The organism is Porcipelethomonas ammoniilytica (assembly GCF_025567485.1).
In the GTDB taxonomy this organism is placed as follows: domain Bacteria; phylum Bacillota; class Clostridia; order Oscillospirales; family Ruminococcaceae; genus Porcipelethomonas; species Porcipelethomonas ammoniilytica.
This window is the reverse complement of sequence record NZ_JAOQKH010000006.1, coordinates 113,761-131,001: the sequence shown is the minus strand read 5'-3', so window position 1 is coordinate 131,001 and position 17,241 is coordinate 113,761. Positions and strand designations below refer to the sequence as shown.

Below are 17,241 nucleotides of genomic sequence, written 5' to 3'. Positions count from 1 at the left end.
CAAGTAAAAAAAGAAAAAAACCGGTCTTTTATTAAAGACCGGTTTTCAGGGATTAAATAGGAATTATAAAAAAGGAATTAAAATGAAAAACCTTATTATCTTGCAGGACCTAAATCATCCATATCAATAAGTCCAAGAACATAATTAATAATAGCTACTGCATCCTTTGTGTCAATTTCATCATCATAAACAGTCTGTGCCTGTTCATAAGCCTTTGCATTTTTAAGCGGGAATTGTGCTTCACTAAGGAGATACTTGTTAAGAACAACTATATCTGCTGAGTCAACAGTCCCGTCAACATTGGCATCTCCATACATAAGATCATCTGGATTAAAGCTTTCTGTAGGAATTGTAGATCCATCAGTTACAATAACCTTAACTTCAACTGTTTCATCACCCAATGTTACAGTAATAGTAGTTTCACCTTTAGCAACACCTGTTACAACACCGTTTTCATCTACAGTTGCGATTGAAGGATCTGCTGATTCAAAAGTACAGCCATCCTTGTTAGGCTTAATAGTATCAGTTTCACCAACTTCAACTTCAATAACATCCTTTTCAACTGAAAGTTCATCATCATTAGACTTATCTGGAACAACATCCGGATAAAGATCAGCCATTGTACCAAGAGCAATAAGAATATCGCCTGCATGCCAGAATCTATGATAATTAAGTTCAACAGTCTTCATAGCTTCTTCTTTATCTGCTGCTGATGCATTTGCACCTCCGACAGAATCATAAGCTTCCTTGAATTTAGCAACATAGCCTCTGTTGTCAGTGTAGTATTTACCGTCAATTTCTGTACTTGTACCATACTTAACATTTGCGCTGTTGTTTGTACCATCCTTATTATCGCCGAGGTACTGTGAACGGATACTTAAGAAAGTAGCACCATTAGCAATTGTATCACCATTAGGCATTGTACCATTATAATTTGTAGGTACCCATACATCCTGTTCAAACAGTCTTACCATGCTTCCATTTGTTTCTGCAATAGACAGACCGATATCATCACGTCCAAGATTCCATTCACGATCAAGAAGTTCATGAGCAAGATAAAGAGCCTTTTCTGCAACCTTGTCGCTGTCCTTATAAGCTGCTTCAGAGTCAACATCATTGCTCTTAGCATAGTAAATAAGTGTATTAGCAAGTGAGGATACACAGCCGAGGTCAGAAGTTCCACGTGCTGTTACTTCACATGTCAAATCACTGTTAGCCTCCGGATCATATGTTCCGGTCCATGTCTTAGGCTGACCGTACCAGTCTAATGTAGCAGGAATTGTATATGAACCGTCATCATAAAGTTCAACTTCGTTAACGAACCATTCAACCCATCTGTCAAGAATAGCATCAAGAGCTTCTTCTATTGTCATTTCTGTAGGAGTACCATTTTTCACTTGCTGGAGCTTAACTGCTTCAACATAAGAATTTGTATTACCTGTTTTAATTACATAACGAAGCTCTGCAAGACGCTGAATTGCCCATACCTGGTTACCAATCCAGTGGTTTGAACCTGGGTCAGCATATACAGGGTGTTCCTGATAAGCCATATTATAGAAAGTTGTAGGAATATTTGTACCATACTTTTCAATATATTCTTTATCTACATCTGCAAGATATTCATATTTCAGATATCTGCCGTGCCATGAACTTGTAGCACCGCCGGCAATAGGTCCATTAGCTGACTGCAGCCAGAGATAGAATTCAAGCTGTCTCTGAAGTGATGTTGTGTAATCCTTAATTGCCTGGTTACCCGTCTTCATACCGTTTCTCAAATCATCATCTTCAAGAAGAGCATAAGCAGCAAGCGGGTTCTGATAGAATTCGTGACAGTGGCTGGCACCGATCTGCCATGCCCAAGCGCCCTGATCACTTCTAGTTGTACCGCCCCATGAAGTATACCATGACATCAAGTAGTGAGCGCCTTCATAGCTGTTAGCCGTGTTCCACTCATCCTGACAACCTATCTTCTTATAATACTTATCAAACATGTTATTTCTCAGCTGGTCACCCATTTTACCGGCAAGAGCTGAAATTGAACTGTCGCCTACGCCCCATCTGTTAGCAGCGTAAACAGCCTGAATAGCACGGTCTTCAGCGTCAGGCGCATTTGTATATGCATACTGTTCTGAAACCTTTTCATCTGTATTAAAGATACCTTTAAGACCTCTTGTACCCTTCATACCGTACTGAAGATCTTCTACGCAAGGGTGCGGAACTGTTTCCCAACAGGATTCCTGCGCGCCACGCTGGAATGTATTGATAAATGTAAATTTACCATTGCCGCCGCCGTATCCGTACCAGTCGTCAACGTCAGCCAGCCAGTGCATCAGATAAAGACCCTTATCGCTTCTGTAAATACTTGCATACTGAGAATGAATTGGGTTTATACCGTTGTTACCCGTATGCATAGCTGTCGGATAAGTCTCAGGAGTATCCCATTCTTCTGAATATGTCGCACTAAGCTCTGTCTTATCCATAATACTGATTCCGTCTGAAGTAGACTGAGTGCCGTAACCGCCGATGGCCGGAATCATGATTTCCATTGTTTTCCAAGCTTTAGCAAGATCGTTTGTCTGGTCAACAGCGCTGCCGTCTTCTTTAGTAACGCCGTCCTTACGAGAAATGTAGTCTCTCATAGCTGCCATCCAAACGATGTATGACATAGCTTCTGAAGTTGTTTCATGACCGTAGTCAGGAGCTTCAATAATAAGTTCTTCAACTGCATGGTAAGGAACGCCGAAACCGCCTGAAGCCTTATTTTTAGAACTCAGATAGCCGTTTTCTTCACCGTTTGTAATAACGTCATCATACAACGACAGGAATCTCTGAGCGTAAGTTGAATCGCCGTACGCTTCTTCTTTGGTTCTAGTGCCGGCTGAAACTGTCGGCATAACAGCACTAGCTGTAAGTGCTGCTGAAAGAATCGCTGCAATAACAGCTTTCTTCTTTTTAAGAATCATCACTATTTCCCCTCTCATTTTGAAATGGTTTTACAATATAAAAATATCGTTTCGTAATTTTAAGCCGATTCGCCACATTTTATCAGCTTAAATTTTACAGCTTTGTCACAAAACGTCACGAATTGCGCTATAAAATTTCATAATCATATTATAAATCAACAGTTTTCAAATGTCAACACTTTAACTAAAATCTCAAAAGACAAAAAAGAAAAATTGTATACTTGCACAGACTGAAAGATTTTCTTTTGTTAATTTTGCCAACACCGCCGATATTCGCTTTATTTTTTTGTTAATATAATATAATTTTTAATATTGTTTTTATACTCTTCATTCCATTTACAATAATTCTTCACAGGCATTTCACAATTTTATTTTAGAATATTCTTATCAGACTTGAAATTTTTGGGGAAAATACACAAACGTTAATAATATAGTTACAATTTGTTAATACTTTATTAACATTTTTCTGGGATAATGTTTAGGTGTATAACCACATTTAATAAAGGGTTTTAATTTCTAAAAAATCCAACGGAGCTTATCCGATAAATTATGAAAGGCATGGTATATAAATGATCGAAATAAAAAATCTTACGAAGTTTTACGGTCGCAATGCCGCTGTCAAAAACCTTAGTTTTACGGTCAACGACAACGAAATTCTGGGATTCCTCGGACCTAACGGCGCCGGAAAATCAACTACAATGAACATTATTACGGGGTTTTTGCCGTCTACAAGCGGTACAGTGACTATAAACGGTCTGGATATTTCCGAAAATCCCTCGGAAGCAAAAAAAATGATAGGTTATCTTCCAGAGATTCCGCCTGTATACCTTGATATGAAAGTAAAGGAATACCTGAAATTCGTCGCAGGCATTAAAGGAGTTAAAAGAAACGAACGAAACCAGCAGGTAGAATCCGCTATGGAAAAACTGAAAATTAAGGATGTCGAAAAAAGGCTTATCCGCAACCTTTCTAAAGGCTACAGGCAGCGTGTCGGCTTTGCTCAGGCTCTTCTGGGAGATCCGAAATATCTTATTCTCGACGAACCTACGGTAGGTCTGGACCCCAATCAGGTAATTGAAGTCAGAAATCTTATCAAGTCCCTGAAAAAAGACCATACTATTATATTAAGTTCTCATATCCTTGCCGAAATTCAGGCTGTATGTGAAAGAGTAGTTATTATCAGTCACGGTGAAATCAGAGCAGTGGACAGTATTAAAAACCTTGAAAACAGTCTGGGAACTTCTACCGTACTTATTATGAAAATCGAAGGCGGCAAGGACGCTGTTTCAGAATGTATAAAAAAAGTACCTGGAGTATCCGATATCAACGATATTACTTTTGAAGAACCGGAAATTTATACATATAAAATAGAAATTGAAAAAGACGAAGTCAGAAAAAATATTATGACGGCTCTGATAAAAAAAGACTTTGTCATTGACGAAGTAAAGAGCGAAAAACCGGATCTTGAGGAAGTTTTTGTAAAATTAACCGCACAGGCTCCGAAGAAGAAAGGTCTTAAGGATCTTCTTAATGAAATGGATTCGGACAATCCTTATTACAGCGAGGATTTTTCCGAAAAGGAGGATGAATAATATGTTTTCACTATATAAAAAGGAGCTTCGTTCCTATTACTGTTCGCCGTTTGCGTACATTATTGCCGCACTTTTCCTGCTGGTATTTTCACTCAGCTTTATAAACGGTATTTCAAATCTTTCCGGACATCAGTTTAAATTTTCTTTTCCCAACGTTTTCTACAATAATTTCTTTTACTTTATCCTGCTGATTCCTATGCTGACAATGAGAACCTTTGCCGACGAAAGAAAAAGCGGAACAGAAGTTCTGCTGATGACCAGTCCTTTAAATGTTTTCCAGATTGTAATTGCCAAATTTTTAGCTGTTTCAACCGTATTTCTTATGATGCTTGTGCTTACACTGTTCTATCCCCTCATTACTGTTCTTACAGGCGAAGTAATCTGGTCTAGTCTGATCTGCGGTTATCTGGGATTTTTCCTTTGGGGACTTGTCTGCATTGCAGTAGGAATGCTTATGTCGTCGTTTACTGAAAGTCCTATTATTGCCGGTATTCTTGGAGAAGGCGCTATGATTATACTTATATTTATTGATAATTTCAAAGACAGCGGATTATTTACAAATCTTCCTAAGGCTGCACAAATTATCGGAAGCTTTTCAACTCAGGAAAGATTTGTTTCTTTCTCTCAGGGACTTTTCAGCATAGCTGATCTGATATTCTTTATAACATCAACAGTGCTTTTTGTCGGATTCACCATTATTTCCGTTGAAAAAAGACGCTGGAGCAGGGGGTAATATAAATGAGTACAAAAAAATCAAAAAAGAATGCAAAATTTACCACTATAGCGTGGATATTTGCTGTAATGCTCCTGATAGCAGTTATATTAATAAATGTAGCAGCTTCTTTTCTTGACGTTAAAATGGATATGACGCCTAATAAACTTTACAGTCTGAGCAGTACAACAAAAAATTATCTTGAAAAGCTGGATAAAAAGGTTGACTTATATCTGCTTATGGAAATGGATAAGGTAAGAGAAGACGATGAAATGATCGCATTTACCACTATGATGGATCAGTATGCCGAATATGAAAATATCAACTTTATAGATATTGATCCCGATACAAATCCGGATATTGTAAACGAGCTTAACCCCAGCGGCTATCTCAATATAAAATCGGGTGATATCGTCGTAAAATGCGGAGATATAATAAAGCGTATTCCCGGCACTTCCATGTACGTATATGAGGGCGACTATGATTCGTCAGGAAACTTTATTGCTGAAAACGCTTATTTTCAAGGTGAAAATTATATAACTGGCGCTATTAAGTCCGTAGTTGAAGGCGAAGTCCCTTCTGTCTATTTCCTTACCGGACACGGAGAAAAATCCATCGACGACAACTATACAAGTTTTAGAAAAAATCTTAAAAATTATAACTACGAAGCAAAAGAATTAAATCTTACAACTGAAGAAGCAGTACCGGACGATGCGGCTATAATTATTGTGCCGGCTCCGAAAAAAGATATAACTGACGATGAAAAACAGAAAATTGACGATTACATGGACAAAGGCGGAAATTTATCGCTGCTTCTCTCCCCTAACGGAGACGATACCGAATATAAAAACATTCTGGAGCTTATGCATGAATACTGTCTCGGTATGGATTATAATCGTGTTTATGAAACAGATTCTTCAAAACATGTTTCAGGAGACAAGTATGAAATAATGGTAAATCTGGTAGATATTACAGACATGAAGAAAGAAAATGAAAATCTGACGGATCTTACTTCCGCACTTATTGAAGAAAACTCGCTTATTCCTTATATGCCGGAATCACGTTCATTTTTTGAGTATCAGGGCGACAATTACAGCAATCTGAATATCTGTCCTCTTATTGAAACATATGATTCGGCATACGGCGAATCATACGGAGGTCCTGAAGTAGATCCTGAGGATATAAGCGGTATTCTTTACCTTGCCGCATATTCTGAAGACCCAACAAGAAACAATTCAAAAATGGTCGTTATGGGTAATGCGGAATTTATTGACGATGAACATCTTCAGGAAGATTACGCTATTGTTCCCGTTTACCTTTACCTCAGTACAATTACATGGATGTACAACAGCGACGTAAACATGGGCATTCCCGCAAGAGAAAAAACTTACGACTATATGACTCTTGAAAGCGAATCTGATACAAACGTAATTCTGGTTATATTGTGTGCATCGCCTATTGTTGTTGCAGCGGCAGGCGTAATCATCTGGATTAAAAGGAGAAATTCGTAATGAAACGCATAAAAATAGCCATAGCAATAATGGCTGTAGTATTAATTGCATCACTGGGCATTTATTTTCTGGCTGATCATCTTAATTCAAATAAAACAAAAAAAGAAACTGAAGAGGCCAATAAGCTCATACTTTTTAATATTGATGAAAATTCCATTGATAAGGTAGATATTCATAACGAATCCGGAAATTACACAGCAGAATATATTGATTCCAACTGGCAGCTGACAAATACTGATGAATTTGATTTAAATTCAACCGCAATAACAGCAATATGCTCAAACTTCTGTAATCTTACCGCAATCAAAATTCTTGACGACACCGATTCTTCTAAATATGGCTTTGACGATCCTATCACATTGACAGTATACGCAGACGATACGCCGTATAAGCTTTTTATAGGAGATGCCACGCCTACATACGAAAACTTCTATGTAATGAAGGAAAACGACGACAATATATATCTTATAGATTATACAACCGGCGCCGTTCTCTGTGCTACCAAAAATAATCTTAAACAAACATATATTTTCAATTACTTCACTGCTGAAATAGATTCCTTCTGTTTGTGGGAAGGCTCCGAAAAAGATGAAAACATACGCTTCTCTATGAAAAAAGATGAAAACGGCACCTGGAGCATGATCAAACCCTACCAAGATACGTCCGTATACAATACACAGATCACCAACTTCCTGACAGACGCTACCAGAGATGAAATTTTCAGCTTCGTAGCAGAAAACTGTACAGAATCTGATTATGCAAAGTACGGATTTGACAATCCAAAATATGTTCTTGAAGTAACGGCAGGAAGCAAACATACTAAAGTAATCTTCGGAGATTATACAAATAATGAAAATGAAATGTACGGTCTATTTACAGACAGCGGTCAGGTCGTAACGTTTATATCAAATGAAATCTCCGCTTTAGGATATGACACAATGGATATGATGAACACTACCGTTTACTCTGCCGACATAAACGACGTTACGGAGGTAAAGGTTGAAATGCCCGGAGTTACGGCAGAAATGGAAATAAATAATTACGAAGAAGAATACATTCTTAACGATACTCAACTTACAGATGACGATACAAAATCACTTTTCATTTCATTTTTCAATTCCTTTAACAACGCATACTTTGAATCCATTGAAAACGATCAGAATCCTGACGGCGAGCCTGAAATAACAATAACCTATACTCTTTCAAACAATACCGTTAACAGAATTGAATATATTCCTGTTCCCGGAGAAGATTCCAATACTTACTGGGCAGTCAAGAACGGCGAGTATACAGGCTTTGTAGTACGCAAAAAGATAATAGCCAATATTTCATCAACCTATGAAGAGCTTGTTCAGGCAGTCGAATCTTCAGAAAAATAAAATTTTACCCTGTATTATTTAATACAGGGTATTTTTTATTTTACTACATCATTGAAAGAGGATCAACATAAGAACCGTTTTTCAGTACTTCAAAATGAAGATGCGATTCGTCAGACGTTTCAATATCTGCCGTCTCGCCTACTGCTCCTATTTCCTCACCGCTGCTTATCTGCTGTCCCGCCTGAACGGTAACGCCTGAATTTAAATTGCAGTATCTGGTAATAATACCATTGCCATGATCAATTGTAACAGTAACGCCCCACAGAGGATCTTCCTCAATTGCGGAAACCGTTCCTGAATCTGACGCAATTACCGGATCTCCAAGAGTAGCTTGAATATCCACACCGTTATGAGTCTGCCATGCTCCGGTTGTATTAGACTTAACAAGCTCTCCGTTGCTGAACTCGTTCATAACTTCTCCTTCAATGGGCATAACAAGCTTTCTGACTTCGGGCTTTGCAGTTTCTTCCGCTTCTTCGTCCTCCTCCGGCTGAGTTTCCTTTACAGCAGTTACCGCTGTTTCAGTATGTTTAACAATAGCTTCCGCTATGGTTTCCGCCGTAGTAAGCTTTGGCACGTCTGTTTTAACTTCCGCCGCCTCTCTGCTGTCGCTTTTGGAAAGAGTTGAATCAAGCTGACCTGCTATATCGTTTGCCGTCTGAGTATATGCAAAATAACATGCTGCACCAACCATAGCAACGCTTAATGCCAGAGCAATATAAAAACCTTTGCCGTTTAAAATAGATTTGGAATTTTTTTTCACGTTTAACACCTCCGATTTTATTTTGGACCATAAACAGCCGTTTATTCGCACATATTCCTTTTTTTCCAAATTATTTTAAAGCGACGTTGCATTAAATCAGAATATAGTGTAAAATAGTAAAGATGATATTTATAAAAGGAGTTATATCTATGTTTAAACTCAGGCGCTTTTTAAAACATTATAAAAAGGAACTTATTCTTGGTCCGTTTTTCAAACTTCTTGAGGCAATTTTTGAACTTGCCGTACCATTAGTCATGGCTCAGATTATTGATAAGGGCATAGGAAATAATGATTCGGATTATGTCTGGAAAATGAGCGGACTCATTGTTGTTCTTGGTATATGCGGACTTGGATTTGCACTTACATGCCAGTTTTTTGCCGCTAAGTGCGCATACGGTTTCGGCACAGAGCTGAGAGATGCTCTTTACAAGCACATAAATAAATTTTCCCACGCTGAAATCGACAGATTTGGTACTTCATCTCTTATTACACGAATTACAAACGATACCGTGCTCGCCCAGAACGGTGTAAATATGTTTATTCGTCTTGCAGTACGCGCTCCGTTTCTGATAGTCGGCGCTGCGGTCATGTCAATGACTCTTGACTTAAAGCTATCAATTATTTTTCTGATTGCCGCACCGATAATTACGCTTATTATAGTATGGGTAATGAAAAAAACCGTGCCTATGTATAAAAAAATACAAAAAGGTCTTGATAAAATTTCTCTGCTGACAAGAGAAAATCTTGATGGTGTACGAGTAATACGCGCTTTTTCAAAACAAGAGGAAGAAAAAAAAGAACTTATTAACGAAAGCGGCAGGCTTTCAGATAATGCGGTGATCGCAGGAAAAATTTCGGCAATTTTAAATCCGGTTACTTTTATGATAATGAACCTCGGTATAGTTGCCATACTTTGGTTCGGCGGTATACGAGTTGATACAGGGTATCTTACGCAGGGAGAAATTACAGCTTTTGTAAATTACATGACTCAGATTCTTTTAGCCCTTGTGGTGCTTGCAAATCTGGTAATAATATTTACTAAAGCTGCGTCCTCTGCTTCAAGAATAAACGAGGTTTTTGATACACAGCCGTCTATGACAGACGGATCTGATACAAAATTTGATTTCAGCAGTCCGGCTGTTGAATTTGAAAATGTAAGTTTTTCCTATCCGGACGCCGGAGACTTATCCCTGAATAATATTTCATTTACTCTGAAAAAAGGTGAAATACTGGGTATAATAGGAGGTACCGGTTCAGGCAAATCGACTCTTGCAAATCTAGTCCCCAGATTTTATGATATAACTTCAGGAAACATTAAAATTTTCGGCAATGATATAAAAAAATACTCAATGGAAGAACTGAGAAAACTCATAGGAATAGTCCCTCAGCGTGCTGCATTATTTTCAGGTACAATAGCTGACAACATGCGCTGGGGAAAACCTGACGCCACAGATCAAGAAATTATTTCGGCACTGAAAATTGCTCAGGCATGGGAATTTGTTTCAAAGTTAACCGACGGAATAAAAACAAATATTTCTCAGGGCGGTAAAAACCTTTCAGGAGGTCAGCGGCAGCGTCTTACTATTGCAAGAGCATTAGTAGGCAATCCGCCTGTTGTTATTTTAGATGACAGTATGAGCGCCCTTGACTACGCTACAGACCTTGCTCTTAGAAAAGCAATTGAATCAGAACTTAAGGATACGGCTGTAATAATGATTTCTCAAAGAGCCACTACACTGCAAAACGCCAATCATATATTGGTTCTTGACAACGGAGAAGCAGCAGGATACGGAATTCATGAAACACTTCTGAAAAACTGTGAAGAGTATGCAGAAATCTACAAATCACAAATGAGCTGACGGAGGTACTTTTAAAATGATAAAAACACTTAAACGAATACTTAAATATACCAAACCCTATAAAATACACCTTTTCTCTGCAATATTCTGCGCATTTATAGGAGTTGTACTATCACTTTTTGTACCGATTCTGATCGGTAAGGGTGTTGATGTTATTATCAGTAAAGGAAATGTTGATTTTGAGGCGCTCCTGAAAATATGTATTGTTATTGCAGTCACAGTTCTGATAAGCGCACTATTCCAATGGATAACCTCTCTTTCTACAAATAAACTATCGTACAATACTATTCGTGACATAAGAGCAGATTATTTTGAAAAACTCAATTCCGTACCTCTGAAATTTATAGACAACAGTTCAAAGGGCGAGCTTATCGGCAGAGCAGTAAACGACATTGAAACAATTTCAGACGGTTTACTGCAAGGCTTTACTCAGCTTTTCAGCGGCGTTGTAACTATTCTCGGAACGCTGATTTTTATGCTTTCTATCAACGTTAAAATAGCTTTGCTGGTTGTTATTTTGACTCCGATATCCCTCTTTACCGCCGCAATCATTACTAAACTCAGTCATGATTCATTTACAGAGCAGTCTAATCTCAGAGGAAAAATGAGCAGTTTCACTGAAGAAATGGTGGGAAATCAAAAAATAGTAAAGGGATTTTCATATGAAAAAAGAGCTGAAAAAACCTTCTCTGAAATAAATGCACAAATGGGAAAAAGCGGAGTTAAAGCCGTATTTTTCTCCTCAATGACTAATCCTACAACACGTTTTGTAAACGGTCTGATTTATGCGGCTGTGGGTACTGCCGGAGCGTTAAGCGCTATTGGAGCATTGAATTTTCTTGGAGTTATTACAGTCGGACAGCTTTCATCGTTTCTTTCATACTCCAATCAGTATACAAAACCTTTTAATGAAATATCCGGTGTTATTACAGAGCTTCAGAATGCCGTTGCATCTGCTGAAAGAGTTTTTGCAGTAATCGACGAACCCTCCGAACTGCCTGACAACAATAAAGAAGTACTTGCATCATGTGATGGTACACTTACAATGGAAAATGTAAATTTTTCATATGTTCCTGAAAAAAAGCTTATTCAGAATTTCAATCTTCATGTTCAGTCCGGACAAAAAATAGCAATAGTCGGACCTACAGGCTGCGGAAAAACTACTATTATAAATCTTCTTCTGAGATTTTATGACATAAATTCAGGCAAAATAAAAATATCCGGAAAAGATACAAAGGATATTACACGTTCCAGTCTGCGCTCACAGTTTGGAATGGTATTGCAGGATACATGGCTGTTTACCGGTACTGTAGCGGAAAACATATCCTATGGAAAACCAAATGCGTCCAGAGAAGAAATTATTGAAGCCGCAAAAGCAGTACATGCCCACAGCTTTATCAAACGCCTGCCTGACGGATATGATACGGTAATCAACGAAGAGGGCAGCGGACTTTCCCAAGGACAAAAACAGCTTATTTCAATTGCAAGAATTATGCTTAAGGATCCTCCGATGCTCATACTGGACGAAGCTACGTCAAGTATTGACATAAGAACTGAACAGAGAATACAGCGTGCGTTTGAAAAAATAATGAAAGGCAAAACAAGCTTTATTATCGCCCACCGTCTTTCAACTATAAAAAACGCCGACGTTATTCTTGTTATGAAAGACGGAAATGTTATAGAACAGGGTAGTCATGAACAGCTTCTTGAGCAAAACGGTTTTTATGCAAATCTTTACAGCAGTCAGTTTGCGCCTGTTTAATGTGTAATCAAATAAACATACTAAAAAATGCCGAAGATTTATATCTTCGGCATTTTTAATAGTCGTCACTGATGCAACCATAATATTTACATTAATTCATTAAGCGCTAAATACACGCCGTATGCTGAATTACCAAGAGTAAGTACCAGTCCTATAATAGATAAAACCAATCCCACAATTGCAATGTTTTTCTTTTCGCTTTTTTTACCTAAAGCTCCCATAATGATTCCAACAATAGAAACAGGATATCCCAATAGCGGAAGAAGCCATGCAAGTAAACTTGTTATCCCAAGAACTAATCCTGCAATCGCTTTGTTATTCTGTTTATTCATTTTTTTCACCCCTAATTTAACAATTTATGACTATATTGTATCATATATAGCCTATTTTGTCAAGAATAATAGACTATAATTAGCTCATAATTTTTTTAAGGGAGCAAAAAAATGGATACTTATACAGCTGTTAAAAACAGAATTTTATTTTTGTGTGATCAGAAACATATGACAATTAATAAATTAGCTACAGCTTCCGCTGTCGCACCATCTACTATAAAAAATATTTTGTACGGAAAAAGTCATAACCCAGGTATTGTAACGCTAAAAATGCTTTGCGACGGTTTTGGAATAACACTCAGCGACTTTTTCGATACTTCAACATTCAGAAATTTAGAACAAGAGATAAAATAAAAAGTGTTAAAGATGCACAAATTTAATATTTATCTAACTTGACAAATTATGCAGATTCATTTATAATAAAATCTATACTGAATATGAAACGGAGAATCTTATAATATGAATACAAGTGAAATAATTGCAGAAATTGAAAAGTCGCTTACTGGCGATCCCAGAAAAGACGGTCCTTTTTTGAAAGACCAGGCTGAAAAATACAAGAATAGTGAAAACAGTACGGAAATAAACCGGGAACTCGCAAGACTGCTCTATGAAATTTCCAAAAAAGACTATGAAAGCAGTCTTTACAATTATCTGGACAGCGAAAATCAAAAAGTAAACGAACAAATAGAAAACGCAAGGAAAAGATTTGATAACAGAAACTACAGCGGCGGAATTAAAATTCTTGAGGAGATAATCAGAAACAACCTGCCGGCATGGAATGATACATCAGAATTTACATACAAAAGCTTTGGTACTCCTCTGGAATATCTTCTTTATACAAAACTTTATGAACCTGAAAAGGAAGTCAAGTCCGTTAACTGCAACCTTGCCGGAGTATACTGGATGTATTGTCATGGGCTTATGAAAAAAGGACGCTATGATGAAGCTTTAGCGGCAATAGAACGTGCAGCTGAACTTAATCCTGTAGACCCTGACGTTTATCTCCAATATGCTGAACTTATGAAACTGCGAAAAAATCCTGAAGGTATTAAATTTGCCTGTGACAAACTGCTGCAATGTGCCGTAACTAAAGAACAGATCGGCAGAGCTTACTTTAACTACAGTTACTATTTTTCAGAAATCAACGACCCTATAAAAGCAGCTGCATTACTGGAAATGTGCGGAATTTTCTATAAACCTGATCTCTATGAAAGTGAATTACAGTATATATCTAATTGTCTGGGAATGGGTTCTCTTCCGCCTAAACATACAAGTTCTGAATTAATGTCCTTGATGACCGAAGAAAAAATACAGCCCGGCCCCTCCGTAAATGTTATTCAAGCAGCATATTTTCTTGCAAAACGTTCGGAAGAACAGCTTGAATTTAAAAATGCAAAATATTATTACGAAATTGTCTGGGAACTTACTGAAGACGATAATATAAATGATCATATTCAGGAACTCACTAGTACTATAAAAGATTTAAAAGAGTTTAAATAGTAAAACTATACAAATTTATTTATACTTTTTTGTTCATTAATTTGCACAAAATTTATTGAACTTTTTTTAAAAATACGGTATAATGATTATAAATGTTATGGCATTTATAATCATTATTTTTTAGGAGGGACTATTTTGAAAAACAAATTTCTAAGAAAAATTATGGCGGCTGCCGTTGCCGCTGCATGTACCGCAAATGTTTCACTTATTTCAAATCTGGTTACAGCAGATACAAGTACCAAATACGAATTTGAGGACGGAGTAATTAACGGTACTTCAATGGAAATTACAGAGGACAGTTCTGCCAGCGGCGGACAATACGTTTATATGAAAGACGCAGGCGAAACTGTTACAGTTACTGTCGATGTCGAAGAAACCGGAATGTATGACCTTGCTATATGTTATCATCTTCCTCAAACCATGGGTTCAGATAAGGTTCAGAAATTAAACGTTAACGGCGTTAATCAGGGTCAAATAGGATTCGTTATGAACGATGGATTTGAAGAGCTTGATATCGGTATGTATAAGCTTAATGCCGGTCAGAACGAAATACAGCTTGAAAGCTTTTGGGGCTGGACTTATTTTGATTATCTAACTGTTAAAAGTGCTGATATGCCTGATCTTAATGTAGCGAAAACTTTGTCCGATAAAAAAGCAACTGATCAGACAAAACGTTTGATGAGCTATCTCGTTGATAATTATGGTGAACACATAATTTCAGGTCAGCAGGAAATATATAAGTACGGTCCTCATGATTTTGAATATGAATTTGAATATATTAAAAATTTAACAGGCGTTTATCCTGCAATCCGTGGATTTGACTATTTAAACGAATGCAATATTCTATATGGAAGCGAAGACGGTACCACAGACAGAATGATTGATTGGGCAAAAAACAAAAACGGCATCATTACAGCTTCATGGCACGTTACTGTACCGAAAAATTTCGCCAGCTACAATGTAGGAGACAAGGTTGATTATTCACAGGCTACATATTCCGTTAAAGATGACAACGGTAATTATGTTTCGGATTTTGACACTTCAAAAGCTATAATTGAAGGAGAAAAAGAATATGAGTACTATATGGCGTGTCTGGAAACCCTTGCAGCATCAATAAAAAGATTACAGGATGAAAATATTCCTATTATTCTAAGACCGCTCCATGAAGCCGAAGGCGGCGGCGGTGAAGAAGGATCATGGTTCTGGTGGGGCAAGTCGGGTTCTGCTGTTTATAAGGAACTGTGGAAGCTTACATATAAAACCTTAACTGAAGATTACGGTCTTCACAATATTATCTGGGAATGGAACAGTTACGCTTATTCAACATCTGCAAACTGGTATCCGGGCGACGAATATGTGGACATCGTGGCATATGATAAATATAACTGCACTGATTGGTCTACAGGTCAAGCGGTAATAAAACATAACGACAGCGCTATAAGCGGTACGTTCTACAATCTCGTAAATATGTATAACGGCAAAAAAATGGTTGCCATGGCTGAAAATGACAGCATACCAACACTTGAAAACTTAACTTCTGAAAAAGCCGGCTGGCTGTATTTCTGTCCTTGGTATGACGGAGGCTCAGATAATAATAACTTCCTGTCAAATCCGCAGTTTAATAAGGCAGAAGATCTGATAGAAATGTACCAGAGCGACTACTGTATAAGCCTTGACGAAATTCCGGCAGATTTATACAATACCTATTCTTTAGAAGGATTTGATGAAGAAACCACACAGCCTACAACAGAAGCAACTACGACTCCTGTTGAAACAACCCCAATTGAAACTACACCCGCTGAAACAACTCCAGTTGAAACTACACCAGTGACTGTTACGACATCTGTAACAACACCCGGACCTGTTTGGAGTGTTATTGAAGACAATTATACTTTAAATATAGGAGATACCCAACAAATTAAATATTATTCTGGCATTGGCTATGCAACATTCACTTCAGAAGATACTGATATCGTAGTAGTTGACGAAAATGGTATTATGACTGCTATAAGTGAGGGCTCAACACGAATAAAGCTTGAATGCCATGACTTCAATAATGGATCAATAATCTTATCTCCTCTTTACGTTGAAGTAACTGTAAAAGCTGCTGAAGGCGGAGATATAACCGTTCCTACAGACGTAGACGCTACGTTGTACGGAGACGTTAGCTTTGACGGTATAGTTGATTCGACTGATATAGTTGTTATTAATAAATTATTATTAAGTTCAGTACAGTATCCTCTTGAAAATGCAACATGTTATGTAAATGCAGACTGTGATAACGATCAGATCATAACAACAAAGGATTCTATATTTATAATTAATTATACACTTAATAAAATAAGCTTAGATCAACTTGGTTTAAACAGTGAAATTCTAAAATAAAAATATATAAGCAGATACTTTTAAAGTATCTGCTTATTTTAGTTTATAATTAATACACAAAAGCCGACTCTAATGAGTCGGCTTTTTTATTTCCGGAATTAAACTAACTGAATAATTGCCATTTCTGCTGCGTCGCCTCTGCGAGGACCGATCTTGATAATTCTTGTATATCCGCCGTTTCTCTCAGCATATTTTGGTGAAATTTCATCAAATAACTTCTTAGCAACGTCTTCCTTAGTAACGTAAGCAAATACTTGACGTTTGGAGTGCAGATCATTGTTCTTTCCGATTGTGATCATCTTTTCAGCAACTGCTCTGACTTCCTTAGCTCTTGTTACAGTTGTTTCAATCTGTCCGTTCTCCAACAGATAAGTAACCATTGCTCTGAGCATGGCCTTTCTATGGTCAGTTGTTCTTCCAAGCTTTCTTGTACCTGGCATCGTTATTCACTCCTTTACAAATTACAGAAAACATTTCTTTAAT

13 protein-coding genes are annotated in these 17,241 nt (G+C 37.4%); 9 read left to right on the top strand and 4 right to left on the bottom strand.

Annotated features, from left to right (window positions below; translation table 11 throughout):
- Nucleotides 1-95 precede the first annotated feature (95 nt).
- Entirely contained in the window at nt 96-2,963 is a 2,868-nt protein-coding gene (locus OCV67_RS06760; RefSeq protein ID WP_178085033.1) for a glycoside hydrolase family 48 protein, read from the bottom strand.
- A gap of 569 nt (nt 2,964-3,532) precedes the next feature.
- On the opposite strand from OCV67_RS06760, the gene OCV67_RS06755 reads away from it, so the two are divergent.
- Genes OCV67_RS06755 through OCV67_RS06740 form a run of 4 tightly spaced genes read left to right on the top strand, consistent with a single transcriptional unit; the run spans nt 3,533 to nt 8,157 of the window.
- The gene (locus OCV67_RS06755) at nt 3,533-4,555 is read left to right on the top strand and encodes an ABC transporter ATP-binding protein (RefSeq protein ID WP_147643226.1); all 1,023 of its coding nucleotides are present in this window, start codon (nt 3,533-3,535) and stop codon (nt 4,553-4,555) included.
- Nucleotide 4,556: 1 nt separating this feature from the next.
- Nucleotides 4,557-5,288: an ABC transporter permease gene (locus OCV67_RS06750; protein ID WP_147643225.1), complete on the top strand. Its 732-nt coding sequence runs from the start codon at nt 4,557-4,559 to the stop codon at nt 5,286-5,288.
- Nucleotides 5,289-5,293: 5 nt separating this feature from the next.
- Entirely contained in the window at nt 5,294-6,778 is a 1,485-nt protein-coding gene (locus OCV67_RS06745; protein ID WP_147643224.1) for a GldG family protein, read from the top strand.
- Nucleotides 6,778-8,157, top strand: a complete 1,380-nt coding sequence (locus OCV67_RS06740) for a DUF4340 domain-containing protein (RefSeq protein ID WP_147643223.1) — start codon at nt 6,778-6,780, stop codon at nt 8,155-8,157. The genes OCV67_RS06745 and OCV67_RS06740 overlap by 1 nt, the downstream gene beginning before the upstream one ends.
- 43 nt (nt 8,158-8,200) lie before the next feature.
- Here OCV67_RS06740 and OCV67_RS06735 read toward each other — a convergent pair whose 3' ends face one another.
- Nucleotides 8,201-8,920: a M23 family metallopeptidase gene (locus tag OCV67_RS06735; protein WP_147643222.1), complete on the bottom strand. Its 720-nt coding sequence runs from the start codon at nt 8,918-8,920 to the stop codon at nt 8,201-8,203.
- A gap of 149 nt (nt 8,921-9,069) precedes the next feature.
- On the opposite strand from OCV67_RS06735, the gene OCV67_RS06730 reads away from it, so the two are divergent.
- Both OCV67_RS06730 and OCV67_RS06725 read left to right on the top strand, forming a co-directional pair.
- Complete coding sequence (locus tag OCV67_RS06730; protein ID WP_147643221.1) at nt 9,070-10,779, top strand: ABC transporter ATP-binding protein; 1,710 nt, start codon at nt 9,070-9,072, stop codon at nt 10,777-10,779.
- A gap of 16 nt (nt 10,780-10,795) precedes the next feature.
- Nucleotides 10,796-12,541, top strand: coding sequence for an ABC transporter ATP-binding protein (locus OCV67_RS06725; RefSeq protein WP_147643220.1), 1,746 nt, complete (start codon nt 10,796-10,798; stop codon nt 12,539-12,541).
- A gap of 86 nt (nt 12,542-12,627) precedes the next feature.
- Here the strand turns inward: OCV67_RS06725 and OCV67_RS06720 are convergent, their stop codons facing one another.
- A complete protein-coding gene (locus OCV67_RS06720; RefSeq protein WP_147643219.1) occupies nt 12,628-12,873 on the bottom strand; it encodes a hypothetical protein in 246 nt (81 codons plus the stop codon).
- Nucleotides 12,874-12,984: 111 nt separating this feature from the next.
- Here OCV67_RS06720 and OCV67_RS06715 point away from each other — a divergent pair, with 111 nt between their 5' ends.
- The 3 genes from OCV67_RS06715 (at nt 12,985) to OCV67_RS06705 (ending at nt 16,758) form a co-directional block, all read left to right on the top strand.
- Nucleotides 12,985-13,227 carry a helix-turn-helix transcriptional regulator gene (locus OCV67_RS06715; protein ID WP_147643218.1) on the top strand — a complete coding sequence of 81 codons (243 nt, stop codon included), beginning with the start codon at nt 12,985-12,987 and terminating at the stop codon, nt 13,225-13,227.
- 105 nt (nt 13,228-13,332) lie between these two features.
- Nucleotides 13,333-14,373, top strand: a complete 1,041-nt coding sequence (locus OCV67_RS06710; protein ID WP_147643217.1) for a tetratricopeptide repeat protein — start codon at nt 13,333-13,335, stop codon at nt 14,371-14,373.
- A gap of 135 nt (nt 14,374-14,508) precedes the next feature.
- Nucleotides 14,509-16,758 (top strand): glycosyl hydrolase, encoded by a 2,250-nt coding sequence (locus OCV67_RS06705; RefSeq protein WP_147643216.1) that lies wholly within the window; start codon nt 14,509-14,511, stop codon nt 16,756-16,758.
- A 98-nt stretch (nt 16,759-16,856) separates the two neighbouring features.
- Here OCV67_RS06705 and rplQ read toward each other — a convergent pair whose 3' ends face one another.
- Nucleotides 16,857-17,198: a 50S ribosomal protein L17 gene (gene rplQ, locus OCV67_RS06700; RefSeq protein ID WP_147643215.1), complete on the bottom strand. Its 342-nt coding sequence runs from the start codon at nt 17,196-17,198 to the stop codon at nt 16,857-16,859.
- Between the last annotated feature and the right edge of the window lie 43 nt (nt 17,199-17,241).

What these genes read in the sequence shown, in the direction of transcription:
- OCV67_RS06720 (WP_147643219.1), bottom strand. Translation starts at nt 12,873, where the DNA reads ATGAATAAACAGAATAACAAAGCGATTGCAGGATTAGTTCTTGGGATA.
- OCV67_RS06760 (WP_178085033.1), bottom strand. Translation starts at nt 2,963, where the DNA reads ATGATTCTTAAAAAGAAGAAAGCTGTTATTGCAGCGATTCTTTCAGCA.
- OCV67_RS06725 (WP_147643220.1), top strand. Translation starts at nt 10,796, where the DNA reads ATGATAAAAACACTTAAACGAATACTTAAATATACCAAACCCTATAAA.
- OCV67_RS06710 (WP_147643217.1), top strand. Translation starts at nt 13,333, where the DNA reads ATGAATACAAGTGAAATAATTGCAGAAATTGAAAAGTCGCTTACTGGC.
- OCV67_RS06750 (WP_147643225.1), top strand. Translation starts at nt 4,557, where the DNA reads ATGTTTTCACTATATAAAAAGGAGCTTCGTTCCTATTACTGTTCGCCG.
- OCV67_RS06755 (WP_147643226.1), top strand. Translation starts at nt 3,533, where the DNA reads ATGATCGAAATAAAAAATCTTACGAAGTTTTACGGTCGCAATGCCGCT.
- OCV67_RS06730 (WP_147643221.1), top strand. Translation starts at nt 9,070, where the DNA reads ATGTTTAAACTCAGGCGCTTTTTAAAACATTATAAAAAGGAACTTATT.
- rplQ (WP_147643215.1), bottom strand. Translation starts at nt 17,198, where the DNA reads ATGCCAGGTACAAGAAAGCTTGGAAGAACAACTGACCATAGAAAGGCC.
- OCV67_RS06715 (WP_147643218.1), top strand. Translation starts at nt 12,985, where the DNA reads ATGGATACTTATACAGCTGTTAAAAACAGAATTTTATTTTTGTGTGAT.
- OCV67_RS06740 (WP_147643223.1), top strand. Translation starts at nt 6,778, where the DNA reads ATGAAACGCATAAAAATAGCCATAGCAATAATGGCTGTAGTATTAATT.
- OCV67_RS06745 (WP_147643224.1), top strand. Translation starts at nt 5,294, where the DNA reads ATGAGTACAAAAAAATCAAAAAAGAATGCAAAATTTACCACTATAGCG.